This is a genomic window from Helicobacter sp. NHP22-001, from assembly GCF_030270165.1.
In the GTDB taxonomy this organism is placed as follows: Bacteria; Campylobacterota; Campylobacteria; order Campylobacterales; family Helicobacteraceae; genus Helicobacter; species Helicobacter gastrofelis.
Genome location: NZ_BSWS01000003.1, coordinates 102532 through 117877 on the forward strand (window position 1 = coordinate 102532; position 15346 = coordinate 117877).

A 15346-nucleotide genomic window follows, 5' to 3' on the forward strand; every position below is an offset into this window, starting at 1 on the left:
GGGGCTAGCTTAAAGAGCCTAAACGGGCTTTAAAGGCGTGCTTAAAACTTACTCGTAGGCACTTGATTTATCCTCCCACAACGCTTTAACTCTTTCGATTTGTTGCTTTTCTAGAGCGCGTATAAAATTCTCCATCACATCATAAGCAATACCCCCACCCATCACCGGCAGTTTAAAGCGCTCCTCTAAAAGCCTCTCTTTGTTGATTTCGCGGTTAAAGCCGTACTTGTGTTGCACGCCATGGCGTAAAATCGTGGTGCAAAAGAGGGCCAAATGGCGGTTAAGTTCTCTATCTTTCAGCCACACCACCATGCAATGATCCGAGGTGACAAAGGGGTAGGGATGGTAAAAGCAACTGCCCACGCTCCCGCTGTTGGCTATGGTGATTTTGTTTTGATAGATTTTCATGTAGTCGGGCGGAGCGACATAGCCATCCACGCCATTATTCAAGGCACTTGATGAGATATAGGCGGTTTCTCCTTGTATGTGATCCCCCTTTTTATAGCGCCTCCCCCTCTCATAACAAAAAACCTTGCTAAAGCTAAATTCCTTCCAAGTTCCCCCCCCCCCCCCCCAGTTGTGCCGGGTAAAGTTGTGAAATAATGGCTAAACAAATCCAACGCCTCTTGCTCTAAAGGGGTTAGGGCGGTGTTATCTAAATTGGTTACTTTTAGATACGCTTGAAGTTCCCTCAAACGCTCTGCTTGAAGTTCCCTCATAAAAGCTTCCATAGCCTCAAAGGCGATTTCTCCGGTGGGGGTGTGGGGCAACAAGATTTGCTCTTGACTAACTTTAGCCCAGCCGGATTTGTTGTTTCAATCAAACTTAGCCAAGACCTTATTCAAGCACACAACCAAAAACAAATATTGTAAGCGGTTTAATTCTCTGCCCTTAAATTTTAGGGCGTAGCAATCTTGCAATAGCGCAAACTCTCTAAGCTGATAAAAAGCAGGTGCATCCCCATTTGCCCCTACAGAAACCATGTTTTCTAAGACCTCAGCCCCCTCTCTTGGCATATAGCACGCTATACCATTATTTTGCGTGGTGCAGGTGATGGCGGGGATATATCCCTCTGTGGGTTCTATGGGTAAAAAGCGTTTTTGGTATCCGTGTTTGGTGGGCTTAAACACCTCAAAAATTGCATCTAATTGCACCCCACGCCAGCTCAAGGCATTTAGAGCCTCCCAACTCGCTAGGCGTGGGTGAAGGGCTTTTCCTCCGTGCCTTTCAGCACTAAGGACACTTCATAGGCTAAAAACTCCGCCACACTCCCGCTAAAGTCGCCCATTTTAGGCGTGGTGTCGATTTGTTGGTGTTGGGCGTAAGTCCAGTCTTTGCCCTCAGTGTTGATCGTGTCCTCAATGTAGCAATCTTTATAAAAGTCGGTTTTGCATGCATCGCCCAAAACTAAAGCGACCAACTCGGCATAGCGTTCTTTGGCATGGTCGGTATCCCTTAAATTTGTGCTCGCCCATGCCTTTTTGCGTGCCGCCCTTGTGTAGCCATCATGGCTAAAGTCTATGAATTTCACCTTTTTACTTTTGCGGTGTGCTTCTCCCACATCAAAAACATAAATCGCCGTCTGCACGCTGGACTTACCCACAAACAAATCTAAGGGCATTTTAATGCTCGCCACTAAAGTGCTGTGTTCTAAAATCCTCTTGGTGTAAGGGTAACCATTGCCACTGCCCGCATTCTCTTGGATGATCACCACCGCCCGTCCGCTAGTCATCCGCTCTAATGCCCGCTCTACAAAAATAAAGCCCTTACCATCAACACTATAGGGGGGGTTGAGTAAAAACACGGTGGCGTTAAAAGGTTTGCCCTCTTTTGCCCCCTGCCCGTAGTTGCCCTTAAAGTCCTTTAGGCTGTTTTGGTGTAAAAAATTCGCACTCCCATCGCCTAGCAAGAGCATGTTTAAAATCCCCATTAAGTAAATGTCAGTGTTCTTCTCAATGCCTAGCAGTTGTTCGTTTTTGATCTTGATGATTTTGTCTTCTCTATCTTTGGGGTTTGTGATCTTTTCTCTGCAATCTTTGATCATTTTATTCATGCTAGAGATCAAAAACGCCCCCGAGCCAGCGGCATAATCCCATACGAAAGAATCTTGATTGGCTTGGGCGAGTTCCACCATTAAATCCACCGCCTCAGAGGGGGTCAGCACCACATCATTTTTTTGTTATCGGGGACCTTGAGCCACCCAGTGAGCACATTAAACAGCTTGCCCGCAATGTCTGCCGTGCTGGTGAGCTTTTTAACAAGCGGATGCACCCCCTCTAAAAACCGCCCATAAATATTTTTTAAGGGGCTTTCGGCGGTGCTGGCAGTGGTGTAACCGTCAAACGACCACAGCTTAGAATGGATAAAAACGGTCTCGAGTTTATTGAGGATCAGTTCGTTTTTTTCTTGGGGTAACTTCTTGGCGTTTAAAAAGGCTTTGATTTTTTGGATAAACTCTTTTCCATCGTGGGTGTCCTTGTCCTGCTCGCTTTTTAAATCCTCTAAAGTCAAGGCAGAGATTTTATAAGGCACGCCCGTAGCCGCCATAATTATCCCCACAAGCAGGGGTACCCGCTTATCTTCATCAAAGTCTAAAATGCCATCTTCTAAAAACTGGTTTATCTTTTTGAGCTGATCCTCTGTTTCTTCTTCTAATTTTTCAAGGACTTTATTGCGTTCTGCTTCGCTTAGGGTGAGGTTGTCTAGGGCTTTATCTAGCCTCTCTAAATCCGCCAAAATCCCCAAATTTTTAAAGTCCCCGATTTTTTGGGGCACGGCTAAATGCTTGGTGTTGAGGTAGTAAAGGGCATATTTTTTATGAATCTTGCCCGCCTCTTCATAGCCATTGATCCCGATCGCGATCGCCTCGTTGTAGCTGTAGCTGTAGTCTAAAATTGCATTAGCATAGTGCAGTGCACCATTGAGGGCGTAATTTTTAATGGCATTGGTGCGTAAGTCTAGGCTATTGGTTTTTTCATCGTATTTATACAAACGCCCCTTAAGTCCCTTGACCTCGATCATCACAGGCAGTTTGCGCGCGCTGGGCATGTTTAAAAACAATTTGAGATCGGGGTAATTCTTGCCACTCCCCCCACTTTTTGAAGGGGCTTTTTCTAACGCCCTTTTGATTTCGTCATTGATAGAGTCTGTCTTAGCAAAGGAGCGGATATTGAGATTTTCTAGCCCTTTTTTGATTTCGTATTCTATGGTTTCTTCAACGCTTGGCATGGTTTCCTCTTGTATAAAAGGGGGTATTTTAATGTATTTCGCCCAAAAAGGGGGTTAAGCCCACAAATCGCCTGAAAGCAGGAGGTGTCTTTATGCAATCTGTGTTATCATGGGAGCTTTAAATGAAAGGATGGACATGGCGTTCAAAAAATGGCGATTTTTAGCCCTTGCGGGGTTATTGTGTGGGTTGTTACAAGCGCAAGAGGCGACCTATAAAGTTTACAACAAGGTCTTTAGTGGGCTTATCAACACCAAAGAACAGCCCCAACTGCTCTACAACAATGGCAAATGGCTAGAAGGTCCGCAGGTCTTGGCAAATGGCGATGTGGCGGTGAGCGATGTAAACGCCAATGAAGCCCTGCTTGTGCAAAGAAACGGCACGCATTTTCAAGTCCATCCGTGGTTCACCCCATCAGGTCCGCAAAACGGGCATGCCCTAGATTGGCAGGGGCGACTGCTTGCCACAAATTATGGCAAAAGGGGGATTGAACGCTTAGAAAAGGGGCACTGGAAGGTGCTCGTGGACAGCTACAATGGGCAGAAGTTCAACAGTCCCAACGATTTATGTGTCGATCGCAAGGGGCATATTTACTTCACCGATCCCAAATTTTGGCACAACACACAAGAAAAGGGGGGTGAGTATGTCTACCGCTACGACCCCGCCACACACGAGATCAAACGCCTCAACACCCCACTTTTAAAAATCCCTAATGGGATCGCTTTAAGCCCAGACAACCAAACTTTATATGTCGCTGATAGCGAGCTAGCCCACGACCCTAAAAATAAAGACCTCAAACACCAAATCCTTGCCTACAACATCGATGGTAATGGGGATTTGTCTAACCCACGCGTCTTTGCCACGATCGAGCCAGGCTTTCCTGATGGCATTAAGGTCGATCCGCACGGCAATTTATGGGTGAGCAATGGGCATGGGATTTCTGTGTTTAGCCCCAAGGGTAAAATGCTAGGTGAAATCATTTTACCCCAAGTGGTGAGCAATTTAGCCTTTAGCCTGAGCCCAAAAGCCCTGCAAATCCTGCAACAACACAAGGTCTTTGCTGCTGAGGATAGCCCCGCCTTGTTGTTTGTAACCTCCGCCTCTAATTTGTATCTTTTTAAGCTTGGGGAGGATTTTTAAGGATGCGCCTGCCTTCTTGGTTGTGCGTGTAGCCGAGCTTGTCTAGGTGTTCTAAGTAGGCGATGGCGTATTTGCGCGAAAGGCTTAATTTGTCTTTGATGAGCTGGACATCTAAGTAACCGCTTAGGTGCAAAATCTCTAACATCACACTTAGGATTTTGTCCAGCGCGCTTTTAGCCACAAAAACATTATGGCAAAGCCTAATCACCTTCCTTTGCTGGCATAGGGCTTTTAGGGCATTATCGCCCACTTGGCGGTCAATGTCTAATGAGTCGTAAAGGTTGTAGGGGGCTTTGGGGGTGAGCTGCCCTTCTAAGAGCAGTTGATAGAGCTTGTCTTGGAGTTTGTCTTGGAGCTTGTCTAATTGTTGGTGGGCTAAGAGCCATAGCCCCCGCTCTTGCTTTAAAAACCCCTCTTTGGCCAAAGTGTCAAAGGCTAAGTTGGCTAGGTGGGGGCTGATGTAGCTGTGTTTGAAACTAAGGCTTTTGGGGCTTAAGAGGGCTTGGGGGTTTTGGGCATAGATGTTTTTAAGCGTGTAGATCACATTTTTTAGGGTTTCGCTGGGGTAAAGCACAAAGTCTTTTGAATCGACCAGCACGCCCTCTAGGGTGTTGGCAATCTCTAGGGCTCTTTGGTGGGTGCAGCCAAAGCGTTGCATGGAGGAGAGCAGGCCAAAGCCCTTTTTATGCGCCCTCACAAGCAGGCTAAAGGCACTCTTTAAATCCCCTTGAGCTAGGGCTTTGAGTAAGGGCAGTTTTACAGGCTTTTTTAACATGTCCACAATGGGGTTTAATATTTTTGCCGCCCCCCACACCCGCTGGTTCACGCTGATGATAGCGGTGTCCAAATAGCAGGCAAAAACGGGCGCGTCTAGCACCAAAGTGGCAAAAGGATATTCTAAAATGAGCAGTCTGGCATTGAGTTTATGCGTGCCAATTTGCACGCCTAGGCTTTGGTTGTGCTTTAAAGGGTCTTTATCATAGGTGCATAGTTCGATGTCTAGCCTATCAAAACCACGCAAATAGCCCTTAGCGGTTAAAAGCATGCCCACTTTTAAATCCTGCGCTTTGACCCCTTGCAGCTGCAACGCCACACGCTCGTGTAGGCCGACTTTTTGCACCTCTTGGCCGTGTTGGTGCAAAGTCTTCACCCCCGCCACTTGGTTTAAGGGGGCGATGAAGACTTGATCGCCCTTTTGCACTACCCCACCCCACACGCTCCCGCTCACAGCCACCCCCCGCCCAGGCAATACAAACACCCGATCCACATAGAGTCTAAAGAGCTGTTCTAAATCTGAGCCCATTTGGCGTTTGTCAAAGGGGTAGGTGCTTAAGAAGTCTTTTAGGGCTTGGATACTCTCTAAATCGTAGACACTACAAGAGAGCACCCCCAAAATGTCTAGGGGGTAGGGTTTTAGGGCGGCGCAAATGGCCTCTTTGCTCGCTTCAATGTCCTGGCATTTATCCGCCTTAGAAAGCACTAAAATACAAGGAATCTTTAATAACGAGAGCACCAAAGCGTGCTCTAAACTCTGCTCTTTTACGCCCTCGTTGGCGTCCACCACAAACAACCCCGCATCAAAGCCAAAACTGCCCCCCACCATGGTAGAAACTAGGCTTTTATGCCCGGGGACATCAATAAAGCCTAGAGTGCGCCCTGCTATCTTCAAATGGCTAAAGCTTAGATCAATGGTGATCCCTCTAGCCTTTTCGTGCACACTGGTATCGCCCTCAAAACCCGTCAGTGCCTTGATGAGCGCGCTTTTGCCATGGTCGACATGCCCACAAGTGCCTAAGAGGAAATAAGAGGGGTTCAATGCTGTGTGGGTTGCAGCAAAACTTTAATCCCCCCTTTAAGCACGAGGGGGTTATTCACATCGCTCACACGCACAAAGCGGACTTTATCGCCAATGTGAAGACTGATTTTCTCGGTGGGGTTCTCAGCCGCCATGTACTTCAAGATGTGTAAAGACGAGTCGAACAAGCTCACTTGCGGCTGCCACTCAGCACTGTGGGCAAAGACCACCAAATGCCCCGGGCTGGTGATGTCTAGCCAATACTCTCCGCTGATCTCTTTAAGATCTAGGGCATGTCCTGTGGGGATTAGGGGCGTCGTGTAGGCTAGGCGTGGGGTTTGCACCATAAAAGAGTAATCCCAATCCTTTAGGCTCTTGCGTTCTAAATCCACGAGATTAAAGCCGTATTTGGCAAAGAGCCTTACCGCGAGTGTGGGGTCTAGGGCATATTCGGTATTTAAGCCAAAAGTGGCACTACTTATGTCCTCTTTGTATTGCACTTGTAACACGCTGAAATAGGTGTACCCCATAGAAGAGAGCACACTTTGGATTGTTTTAAGCAAGAGTAGGGGGGAAGTTTTAGCAACAAAACGCACCTGTAACAAAGCAGGGCGATTAAACTTTAAGGGTAAAAGACCATTGTCTTTAAGAGTCGCTAAGACTTTTCCAATTTGCAACACTCCTTGATTGTAAAAGCTTGCTCGATCTTGAAAAACCCTATGGATAAAATTTCGGTTGACTTGGTAGAATTCTTGGTCCATTAAATTTTTAATCTTAGCTTCGAGTGCATCAGCATTTAAGAGGGCACACAAAAGTGTACTGAATAAAAGTTTTCTCACTGGCTGCGTTCTTGATAGTGGATCAGGCTCAAGCGTTTAAAGCCCTTTTTTGGGGTATAGAGTAGGCGCACGGGACGATTGCGGTTAAAGTCTAGGCGTTTACCCTCTGCTTCAACGGATAAATGCCCGTTGCCAAAAGCTAGAAGCCAGCTGTGCCCTTGTGTGTCAATGGTCAAAGGCTCTTTTAGGATAGCTTGACTCTTTTGTTTTGTTTGTAAATCAATTTTTTCCATCCATAAATCCCCTTTTGGCGTGATGAGAATTGTGGGGTACTTTGCTTCTTCTTTGTTAGAGTTATCTGCCGTTTGTGCCGTTTTTGGGGTTTTTAATGCAGTGTCTTTAATCATATCTGTGCTAGCAACACTTGGTGTTGTTGAGGTTGTGGAGGTTTCTTGCACTTTGTCATCATTTTTATGCGCACTTGCCATTGGGTCTTTGTCGGGTTCTTTGGCTTGATTTTCTATATTTTTGTTTGGCTTTAGACTTTCGACTTTAGTTGCTGTGTCTTCTTGGCTTTGCGTATCACCTGATGATCTGTTATGGCTTAGATAAAAGAAGGCCACAAGCCCCACAACAAGCACAGACGGCAACACAAAATATAATTTAGGCGTTTTTGGCTTGGGAGTTGGGACTATTGGCTCGCCCACTCTTTTGGTGTATAAAAAGGGGGAGGAGTGCTCAAATCCAAGCTCTTTTATTTTCTTAGACTCTTTTAGTTGTTCTTTTGGTTTTTCCTGTGTTCCTAGCCCACTTTCTACTTGCTCTATATTTCTAATTTGCGCTAGGTTCTCTTGCTCCTCTGTCCCTTTAACTTCTTGTGGTTCTTGTTGTTTGGGATTCTCTGGCTTTTCTTTTTTGGGGTCTTTAGCAAGTTTACTTCCTTCCTTAGCAGCAAAGAGATTTTGGTCATACTCCACAAGCCACTGACTCAAGTCTACACCATACTCTTTTTCTAAAATCTGCAAAAAGCCCGCAGCGTGCACCCTCTGCATAGAATCAAAGTCTTTTGCTAGAATAGCCTTAATTTTGGGATTTGCAAGCTTTGTTTCTTGCACAATCGTTTTAATGCCCTTTTGGGCTAAAAACGCTAAAGTTTCGTCTAATTGTTTGCTTTTTTCTTCTTCGTTCATTTCCTTGCCCTATCCATGATGATCGCCCCTGCTACACTTACATTTAAAGAATTTGTAGCCCCTTGCATCGTAATGTGCAACAAGCCATCCATTTTTTTAATGATTTTTGCGCTCAAGCCCTCCCCCTCAGCCCCTAGAAACAGCGCCAAACGGGGTGCAAAGTCCACAAAGCGCACATCCTCGCCCTCTAAATGCGCCCCACAGCACACCACCCCAGCCCCTTTAAGCTCACAAATGGCGTCTAAAAGGTTGGAGCACACGCAAAAAGGCACGCCATAAATCGCCCCCAAACTCGCCCGCACCAAACCCTCAAAAGGCAGAGGGCGATCGATCACCACGCCCTCAAAACCCAAAGCCGCCACACTGCGAAACAACGCCCCCACATTGCCCACATCGCCAAGTCCACACAGCACCAATAGGCGGTCATAGGTTTTCAGCGTGGCTAAATCGCTCAAAGTGGGGGGGGCAACTTTAGCCAAAAAGCCTTGGTGGTTGCCCCCCTTAGCGAGAGCTTGGGCTTTTTTAAAGTCTAGGCGCAGAATGGGGGCTTTTGCACTCCTTAGTAAGCTAAAGGTTTTGGGGTCTATGTCCTTGGCTAAATAGAGTTCTTGGAGTTTGTCGGGATGGTTTTTAAGCATGTGTAAAACCACTTGTTTGCCAAAAACAACCATTTAACCCTCTAAAATTTGGGCGTAAAGGGCTTTGGGGGCGGTGTTTGTGAGCTGGGCTAAGAGCTTTGCCTTGATTTTAGGGGGCAGGGACATTTGGCTAATTTGCGTGTAAGACAAGCTTAACTCCACCTCCTCTTGGCAGTCTAGCACCAGCACCCACTCGCCTAAGAGCGTCTTAGAGCCCTGCAGGGCTTTTAACTCTGTGGCGACCTTAAGCACAGAGCCTTTAAAGCGTTGTTCGTGTAATTTACTCACCTCTTTTATGGCAAACAAGCTAGAGTGGCTAAAAAGCACGCTTAAATCCCCTAGGGTGTCTAAGAGTCGTCTAGGGCTTTCATAAAGGACAAACACCCCCCCCTGCCCCTTCAATTTCGCCAAACACGCCCGCCGCTCTTGTGTCTTTGGGGGCAAAAAGCCCACGAAGTTAAAGCCCGCACTCTCAAACCCGCTCGCACTATAAGCCCCCACGCACGCACTCGCCCCGGGCAAGACTTCGTAAGCAATGCCATTTTCTTGGGCGAAGGCGACTAATTTAGCCCCTGGGTCGCTCACACAGGGCATGCCCGCATCGCTGATAAACACGACTTCTTGCTCGGTAAAAAAGCTCGGGGGGGTTTGGCGTAAAAAAGCGTCTTGGTTGTGGGAGTGGAAGGGCAAAAACTGCTTGGGGGCGGTGTTTTTTAAAGGAGTCGCCCACTCTTGTTCTTTAAGCAAAAAAAAGAGTCTTTTACCCACACGTACATCCTCGCACAAGCACACATCACAGCCGGCAAGGGCTTCTAACGCCCGCCAAGTGGTGTCCTTGAGGTTGCCAATAGGGGTTGCACTGAGTGTAAGCAAAATTTATTGCATTTTATATTTTTGTTTAAAGCGCTCAACACGCCCGGTGGTGTCGGCGATTTTGTCGCTACCGGTGTAAAAAGGGTGGCAAAAGCTAGAAATGTCGATTCGTAGCTCGCTCTTGGTGCTCATCACTTCAATTTCTTTACCGCTGGTTACGCAAGTAACCTTGCAGGGTACATATTCAGGGTGGATGCCTTTTTTCACTAAATCTCCTCAAAGTTTTCGCCGATTATAGCCAATCTTTGCTTAGTTTTTAGGCGTGATTTTTGCTAAAATAGGCGGGTAAATCAAAATAAAGGACTCTCATGCCTCTTGTAAATATTAAACTTGCTAAAGAAGACACCCCCGTAACGGCTGAGCAAAAGAAGGCCCTCATTGAAGGGGCGACAGATTTATTGGTGAAAGTCTTAAACAAAAATAGGGCTTCAACCGTGGTCATCATTGAAGAAGTTACGCCCGATAGCTGGGGCATAGGCGGGCAAAGTGTGTGTGAAATCCGCCAAAACGCCAAGAAGTGAAGCCGAAGCCCCAAAGTGGGGCTCAATAAAATCATGCTTTCTTGGGGTTTTTCGCCTTGCTAAATTCAAAGATTGTTTTGGCTTTTTTGATTTGCTCTAGCTTGAAGGGGGTTGAAGTGCCCTCCATGTTTAGGATGATTTCTTGCCCTTCTGCCTTTTCTAGCACGCCCCTTATGCGGGTGTTGTCCGTAAGTTTGCACTCAAGCAAGTCGCCGATAGACAGGGTAAAATGTCTAGGTTTGCTAAGGGTACGCTCTAGCCCCATTGAGCTTATCTCTAGGATGTAGTCTTTTAAACTGGGCATGTGCACATCTAAAAGGGGGGAGATAAGCAAGCTTGCCTCTTGGCACACATCTAGGCTTGTGGGGCGATCTAGGGCTTTAATGCTGATACGCAAAATATCGGTTTGGTTTTCTTTTAAAAACGCCATATCGTAAAGGGTGCAATTCATGCCCTCTAGGGTCTTTTCTAAGAGTTTTTCTAGCTCTAGGGTATCCATTAATCCGCCTTGGCAATGCGTGCAAAAAGTGCGTCTAGTCTTTGCTGTTCTTCTAAACTCTCATCGATCATAAAGACAAAGTTCGGGCATTTAAACCACCCACTCACTTGCAAGACATGGCTTTTGAGTAGGGGGGTTGCTTTTTTCAAGGCTTTTAAGCACTCCGCCCTCTCTTCAGCACTCAAAAACGCCCCATCTATGTAGGCTTGGGCGTGGTATTTGCCCTTCGAGCAATGCACTTTGCTTAAGGTGAGCCCACTTAAGCGGGGATCGTCTAAGGCACTTAATGCCTCTTGTAAATACTCTAAAAGCCCCGCGTCTAGGCGTTTGGCATGTATGTTCTCCATTAAAGCACCCTTGTTTTGTGGATTTCTTTAAAGCTCTCAAAGACATCGCCCACTTTGACATCGTTGTAATGATCGAGCATGATCCCGCATTCATAGCCCTTAGACACTTCGCTCACATCGTCTTTGAAACGTTTTAAGGACACGATTTTACCCACATGCACCACCACGCCATCGCGGATCAAGCGGACTTTTATGCCCTTGTTGATCACCCCATCGACCACCATACAGCCGGCGATCGTGCCGACTTTGGGGATCACAAAGGTTTCGCGCACTTCAGCCTGCCCTGTGTCCTCTTCCTCCACAACGGGGCTCATCAGTCCGCCTATAAGGGCTTTCATATCATCAAGTAGGGCGTAAATCACGCTGTAGGTTTTGATCTCCACCCTTAGCTCTTTGGCTTTAATGCGGACATTGCCCGTAGGGCGGATATTAAAGCCCAGCACCAAAGCGTGGGGGTTGTTTGCCACTAGGCTTAAATCGTTCTCGCTGATCGAGCCCACCCCCGCACTAATGACTTGCAAGCTCACTTCCTCATTGTTTAGGGCAAGCAGGCTATGCTTGATCGCCTCTAGGCTGCCCTGTGTGTCGGCTTTAAGCACAATGGGGATATTTTGCAATTCTTTATTTGCCACCATAGAAGCCAGCTCGTCTAAATGCACCTTTGTGCTTTTGCTTAGGGCTTTTTGGCGTAAATAAGTCGCCTTTTTATGCGCCAAACTTCTAGCGGTGTTTTCGCTATCCACCTCCACTAATACTGAGCCTGCCATCGGCACTTCGCTAAGCCCTGTGATCACCGCCACTTGAGAAGGCCCTAGGGCTTTAATGTGCTTGCCTTGATCGTCTGTCATGGTACGCACCTTGCCAAAGGCAATGTCAGCCACCACAGGATCGCCCACTTTGAGCGTACCATTTTGCACGATCACGGTCGCCACCGCCCCCCGCCCCTTCTCCACGCTGCCCTCTAAGACCACTGCCTTAGCCGTGGCACTAGGCGAAGCTTTAAGCTCCATGATCTCGGCTTGGATCAAGATCGTTTCCAAGAGATTGTCGATGCCCTCGCCCGTTTTGGCTGAAATGGGGATGAACTCATGATCTCCACCCCAATCTCTAGGGTTAAAGCCCAGCTCGGCACACTCCGCCTTGAGCTTATCCACATTGGCGTTTTCTTTATCAATTTTATTCATCGCCACGATGATTTGTACGCCCGCCTCTTTGGCTTGTTTAAACGCCTCGATGGTTTGGGGTTTAACCCCATCGTCAGCGGCGATCACAATGATCGCAATGTCCGTAACCTGCGCCCCCCTCTTACGCATTTGACTAAAGGCTTCGTGCCCGGGGGTGTCGATAAAGGCGATCTCTTTGCCCCCTTTTTGCACCATATAAGCCCCAATGTGTTGGGTGATCCCCCCTGCCTCACTGCCCGCCACGCGTTGGTTGCGGATTTTATCGAGCAAAGAAGTCTTGCCGTGATCCACATGCCCCATAATGGTTACAACCGGGGCGCGTTCGCTCAAATCCTCTCCGCCTTCTTCAGTGGCGCTCTCCTCTACAAAGACCTGCGCGCTTTCTACCGCCACTTCTAAGCCAAATTCTGCCGCCAAAATCTCAATGGCATCCTTGTCCAAAAAGTCGTTTTTCGTCACCATCATGCCCAAATTAAAAAGGGTTTTAATCACATCGACTAAGTTAAGGTTTGCGCTCTCGGCAAATTCATAAACCCGCACTTCCTCGGCAATGGTGATGCTCCCTTGCACGCTCTTTTGGGTGCTATCGGGGCGATAAACACGCCTTTTTTTCGTGGAGCGGCGAATCCCCCCCTCGCTCATCCACGGGTTTTTACGCTGGATTTTGACACGATCGGCTAAAGGCTTGGGCGCACTCTCTTCGGGAGCTTCTTCCTCAAGGTCCTTGACATGAAAATCAAAGAGCATCACCTCATCTTGTTCATCCTCGTATAAGTCTTTAAAGCCCCTCTCTTGGGAGAAGTCTAGCTTTTGGGCGCGGCTCTTTGCCCCCGGCTTGGCGGTGCTTTTAACGGGCTTGGTGGATTTTTTGGGCTTGGGCTGTTCTTTGGGCTCACCTAGAACACTCGTACGCGCTGCTGCCCTTGCTAAAGCCGCCTCCTCTTGATCGGTGCGCTTGACAATCCTAATGCCCCTCGTGCGCCTTAAAAGCGGTTCTGTAGTGGGTGGGGGGGGTGGGGGGGTGGGGGCGGCTTTGGGCTCTGCTTTCTCTCTTTCTACTTTCTCTACCTTTCCTACCTTGCTCGCTTGTCTTTCTTTGTTTTCCGCCTTTTTAGGGGTGGGTTTGGGAGTGGTGGCTTTGGGGGCGGCTTTGGGCTTTTCGCCGGTGCTGATGATCTCAATGCTACGCTTTTTTTGCACTTGGGGCTTTTGGGGGGCGGCTTTCGGGGCTGGCTCTTTGACTTGTTTGTTCTCTTGGACCTCAGCAGGCTCCTTTTTAGGCGGAGCTTTGGGGGCGGTGGCTTTAGGCGGAGCTTTGGGTGCGCGGGGGGCGTTCTTGTTGGTGATGAAGTCATAAAGCTTGCCAGCGGTTTCTGCGTCTAATTTGGAATTGGCTTTCAGGCTAAGGCCCATTTCTTTCGCCTCTTCAATCACCATTTTCACATCTGTGCGCCCCAACTCCAGGGCAAAGTCTTTTAAAGTGATGTCGCTCATTTTGTCCTAATCTCCTCTAGCCAGCTTTGCAAATATTGTTTGTCTTTGGGGGTGTTCTTGGTTTTCAGCACTTGCTTTAAAAGGTTTTTGTCATCTAAGCACGCATGGCATAGATAAAAACTACGCCCCACACCGCTAAAGGGCACAATGCGCCCCCCCTGCACGCTAAAACGCAACAACACCGCCTGCGAAAAACTTTGGCGGCAACACACGCATGTGCGCATGGCATTTTTAGAACAAAAGGCATTAACCCTCAACTTGCACTCCTTCATTGTCAAAATCTAAAACCACGACCCTAAAATTATAATACTTTTTTTGTAACCTTGCTTGCAAATTAGGCGCGTCCTCCGTATAACAAAGGTTAAAAAAAGACGACCCGCTGCCCGAGAGCGTGCTCATCAAGGCTCCGCTCTCTAAAGCGAGCTTTTGCACCCCATAGAGCACGGGATAAAGGCGCATGCGCCTATCTTGGTGCAAGCGATCTTTTGAAGCCACGCGCAACAGCTCCCATTTTTCTTGGGCAAAAACCATCGCCATGAGACTAGAGCGGGAGAGATTGTAGATCGCATCGGTGTTGCTGTAGCGTTTAGGCAGAGCTTGGCGAGCAAATTTCGTAGAGATCGAGTGCGTGGGGATCACCACAACCGCCTTTAAATAGTCGGGGATTTCTGTGCGTAGGTGGTGGGCTTTGAGCTGCCCATTGACTTTCTCCACCATCGCCACATTAAACCCCCCAAAGACGGCTGGTGTAACATTGTCGGGGTGGTTCTCATACACCAAACTTTCCTCTAAAATCGCCTCTTTGTCCAGCTGGTCGTGCAAATAATGGCTAAGAGCCCCCAAAGCCCCCACAATGATCGCCGAACTACTCCCAAGCCCCCGAGAAATGGGGATAGAATTGTAAAAAGAAAACTCAAAATTCTCGTTGATCCCCTGCTTGGCTAGGGATTCCTTAAAAATTTTGACGAAAATATTATCCACCAAAAATTTAGAAAACCCCTCGCCCTCACCTTGGATTCTAATGCTAGTAAAGGTGGCGGGGATCACGCTAAAGCGGTTTCTAAGCGACAGACTCAAGCCCAAACAATCAAAACCCGGACCTAAATTTGCGCTCGTAGCAGGTACACTGACGACCAATCCACTTCCTGATTTTCAATATACGCCTTCCATTATATCTACAATTCCTTAAACGGGGGGTAAAAAATACAGCGGTTCGTTGTCTGCGGCGAATAAAAGTGGGTCTAAAGTGGGAGGCAAGCGCATTTCTTGGCATGCAGGCGGGCTTTCAAAGGTTTTTAGTGCCACTTGATCGTCCTCACACACATAAAAAGACTTGCCAAAGGCTTTAATGGGGCTGTTTTCATTGAAAGCAAAGCCTAGGGCAGAATGCAGGGGGACGGGGTTTAGAAGCACCCACGCATGCACGAAAATGTGCGTGAGTTTCATCGCCATAAAACTGCCCGGCCCCCTTACATAGTAAAGGGCTTGGATGTTTAAGTGTCGTGCCTCAAGCCACTTGAGCAAGATTTTAAAGATTTGGATCAGGGCGGTGTTTGTGCGCTCGTTTGAGCTGAAGGCGTGCAAGAACTGCCCATCTAAAGCATAAACCCCGACTTGGGTGGGCTCTTGCAAAGAAAGGATAAGAATTTGGCAACCTTGA

The 15346-nt window shown here is 47.7% G+C and carries 17 protein-coding genes and 1 pseudogene; 2 read left to right on the plus strand and 16 right to left on the minus strand.

Annotation, left to right across the window (positions count from 1 at the left end; translation table 11 throughout):
* Positions 1–48 precede the first annotated feature (48 nt).
* The 4 genes and pseudogenes from QSJ47_RS04085 to QSJ47_RS04100 all read right to left on the minus strand — a co-directional run.
* Positions 49–546, minus strand: a pseudogene (locus tag QSJ47_RS04085) (restriction endonuclease subunit S); the annotation flags it as partial.
* Between the two features lie 269 nt (positions 547–815).
* Positions 816–1169 (minus strand): hypothetical protein, encoded by a 354-nt coding sequence (locus QSJ47_RS04090; protein WP_285602518.1) that lies wholly within the window; start codon positions 1167–1169, stop codon positions 816–818.
* A gap of 23 nt (positions 1170–1192) precedes the next feature.
* On the minus strand, positions 1193–2164 hold the full coding sequence (locus QSJ47_RS04095; RefSeq protein ID WP_285602519.1) for an HsdM family class I SAM-dependent methyltransferase: 972 nt from the start codon (positions 2162–2164) through the stop codon (positions 1193–1195).
* Complete coding sequence (locus QSJ47_RS04100) at positions 2158–3228, minus strand: VRR-NUC domain-containing protein (RefSeq protein WP_285602520.1); 1071 nt, start codon at positions 3226–3228, stop codon at positions 2158–2160. The genes QSJ47_RS04095 and QSJ47_RS04100 overlap by 7 nt, the downstream gene beginning before the upstream one ends.
* A 136-nt stretch (positions 3229–3364) precedes the next feature.
* On the opposite strand from QSJ47_RS04100, the gene QSJ47_RS04105 reads away from it, so the two are divergent.
* Positions 3365–4366, plus strand: coding sequence for an SMP-30/gluconolactonase/LRE family protein (locus tag QSJ47_RS04105; protein ID WP_285602521.1), 1002 nt, complete (start codon positions 3365–3367; stop codon positions 4364–4366).
* Here the strand turns inward: QSJ47_RS04105 and selB are convergent.
* From selB to rpmE, 6 genes are all read right to left on the minus strand, one after another.
* Positions 4344–6182, minus strand: coding sequence for a selenocysteine-specific translation elongation factor (gene selB / locus QSJ47_RS04110; protein ID WP_285602522.1), 1839 nt, complete (start codon positions 6180–6182; stop codon positions 4344–4346). The genes QSJ47_RS04105 and selB overlap by 23 nt on opposite strands.
* On the minus strand, positions 6179–6841 hold the full coding sequence (locus QSJ47_RS04115) for a hypothetical protein (protein ID WP_285602553.1): 663 nt from the start codon (positions 6839–6841) through the stop codon (positions 6179–6181). Before QSJ47_RS04115 ends, selB begins: the two co-directional genes overlap by 4 nt.
* Before the next feature lie 155 nt (positions 6842–6996).
* Positions 6997–8130, minus strand: coding sequence for a hypothetical protein (locus tag QSJ47_RS04120; protein WP_285602523.1), 1134 nt, complete (start codon positions 8128–8130; stop codon positions 6997–6999).
* Positions 8127–8801: a TrmH family RNA methyltransferase gene (locus QSJ47_RS04125; protein WP_285602524.1), complete on the minus strand. Its 675-nt coding sequence runs from the start codon at positions 8799–8801 to the stop codon at positions 8127–8129. Before QSJ47_RS04125 ends, QSJ47_RS04120 begins: the two co-directional genes overlap by 4 nt.
* A complete protein-coding gene (gene rsmI / locus QSJ47_RS04130) occupies positions 8802–9641 on the minus strand; it encodes a 16S rRNA (cytidine(1402)-2'-O)-methyltransferase (protein ID WP_285602525.1) in 840 nt (279 codons plus the stop codon).
* A 3-nt stretch (positions 9642–9644) separates the two neighbouring features.
* A complete protein-coding gene (rpmE, locus tag QSJ47_RS04135) occupies positions 9645–9848 on the minus strand; it encodes a 50S ribosomal protein L31 (protein ID WP_221272266.1) in 204 nt (67 codons plus the stop codon).
* Between the two features lie 101 nt (positions 9849–9949).
* On the opposite strand from rpmE, the gene QSJ47_RS04140 reads away from it, so the two are divergent.
* The gene (locus QSJ47_RS04140; RefSeq protein WP_285602526.1) at positions 9950–10162 is read left to right on the plus strand and encodes a tautomerase family protein; all 213 of its coding nucleotides are present in this window, start codon (positions 9950–9952) and stop codon (positions 10160–10162) included.
* Positions 10163–10193: 31 nt separating this feature from the next.
* On the opposite strand, the gene rimP is transcribed toward QSJ47_RS04140, so the two are convergent.
* The 6 genes from rimP to QSJ47_RS04170 are packed head-to-tail and all read right to left on the minus strand — an operon-like array spanning position 10194 to position 15318.
* Entirely contained in the window at positions 10194–10661 is a 468-nt protein-coding gene (rimP, locus tag QSJ47_RS04145) for a ribosome maturation factor RimP (protein WP_221272268.1), read from the minus strand.
* A complete protein-coding gene (rbfA, locus tag QSJ47_RS04150) occupies positions 10661–11008 on the minus strand; it encodes a 30S ribosome-binding factor RbfA (protein ID WP_221272269.1) in 348 nt (115 codons plus the stop codon). Before rbfA ends, rimP begins: the two co-directional genes overlap by 1 nt.
* Complete coding sequence (gene infB / locus QSJ47_RS04155) at positions 11008–13686, minus strand: translation initiation factor IF-2 (protein ID WP_285602527.1); 2679 nt, start codon at positions 13684–13686, stop codon at positions 11008–11010. Before infB ends, rbfA begins: the two co-directional genes overlap by 1 nt.
* Positions 13683–13943, minus strand: coding sequence for a DUF448 domain-containing protein (locus QSJ47_RS04160; RefSeq protein ID WP_221272270.1), 261 nt, complete (start codon positions 13941–13943; stop codon positions 13683–13685). The genes infB and QSJ47_RS04160 overlap by 4 nt, the downstream gene beginning before the upstream one ends.
* Entirely contained in the window at positions 13933–14823 is an 891-nt protein-coding gene (gene thrB / locus QSJ47_RS04165) for a homoserine kinase (RefSeq protein WP_221272271.1), read from the minus strand. Before thrB ends, QSJ47_RS04160 begins: the two co-directional genes overlap by 11 nt.
* 48 nt (positions 14824–14871) lie before the next feature.
* Complete coding sequence (locus QSJ47_RS04170; protein WP_221272272.1) at positions 14872–15318, minus strand: hypothetical protein; 447 nt, start codon at positions 15316–15318, stop codon at positions 14872–14874.
* Positions 15319–15346: the final 28 nt, after the last annotated feature.

What these genes read in the sequence shown, in the direction of transcription:
- QSJ47_RS04100 (WP_285602520.1), bottom strand. Translation starts at nt 3,228, where the DNA reads ATGCCAAGCGTTGAAGAAACCATAGAATACGAAATCAAAAAAGGGCTA.
- QSJ47_RS04105 (WP_285602521.1), top strand. Translation starts at nt 3,365, where the DNA reads ATGGCGTTCAAAAAATGGCGATTTTTAGCCCTTGCGGGGTTATTGTGT.
- QSJ47_RS04120 (WP_285602523.1), bottom strand. Translation starts at nt 8,130, where the DNA reads ATGAACGAAGAAGAAAAAAGCAAACAATTAGACGAAACTTTAGCGTTT.
- QSJ47_RS04125 (WP_285602524.1), bottom strand. Translation starts at nt 8,801, where the DNA reads ATGGTTGTTTTTGGCAAACAAGTGGTTTTACACATGCTTAAAAACCAT.
- QSJ47_RS04140 (WP_285602526.1), top strand. Translation starts at nt 9,950, where the DNA reads ATGCCTCTTGTAAATATTAAACTTGCTAAAGAAGACACCCCCGTAACG.
- rimP (WP_221272268.1), bottom strand. Translation starts at nt 10,661, where the DNA reads ATGGATACCCTAGAGCTAGAAAAACTCTTAGAAAAGACCCTAGAGGGC.
- rbfA (WP_221272269.1), bottom strand. Translation starts at nt 11,008, where the DNA reads ATGGAGAACATACATGCCAAACGCCTAGACGCGGGGCTTTTAGAGTAT.
- infB (WP_285602527.1), bottom strand. Translation starts at nt 13,686, where the DNA reads ATGAGCGACATCACTTTAAAAGACTTTGCCCTGGAGTTGGGGCGCACA.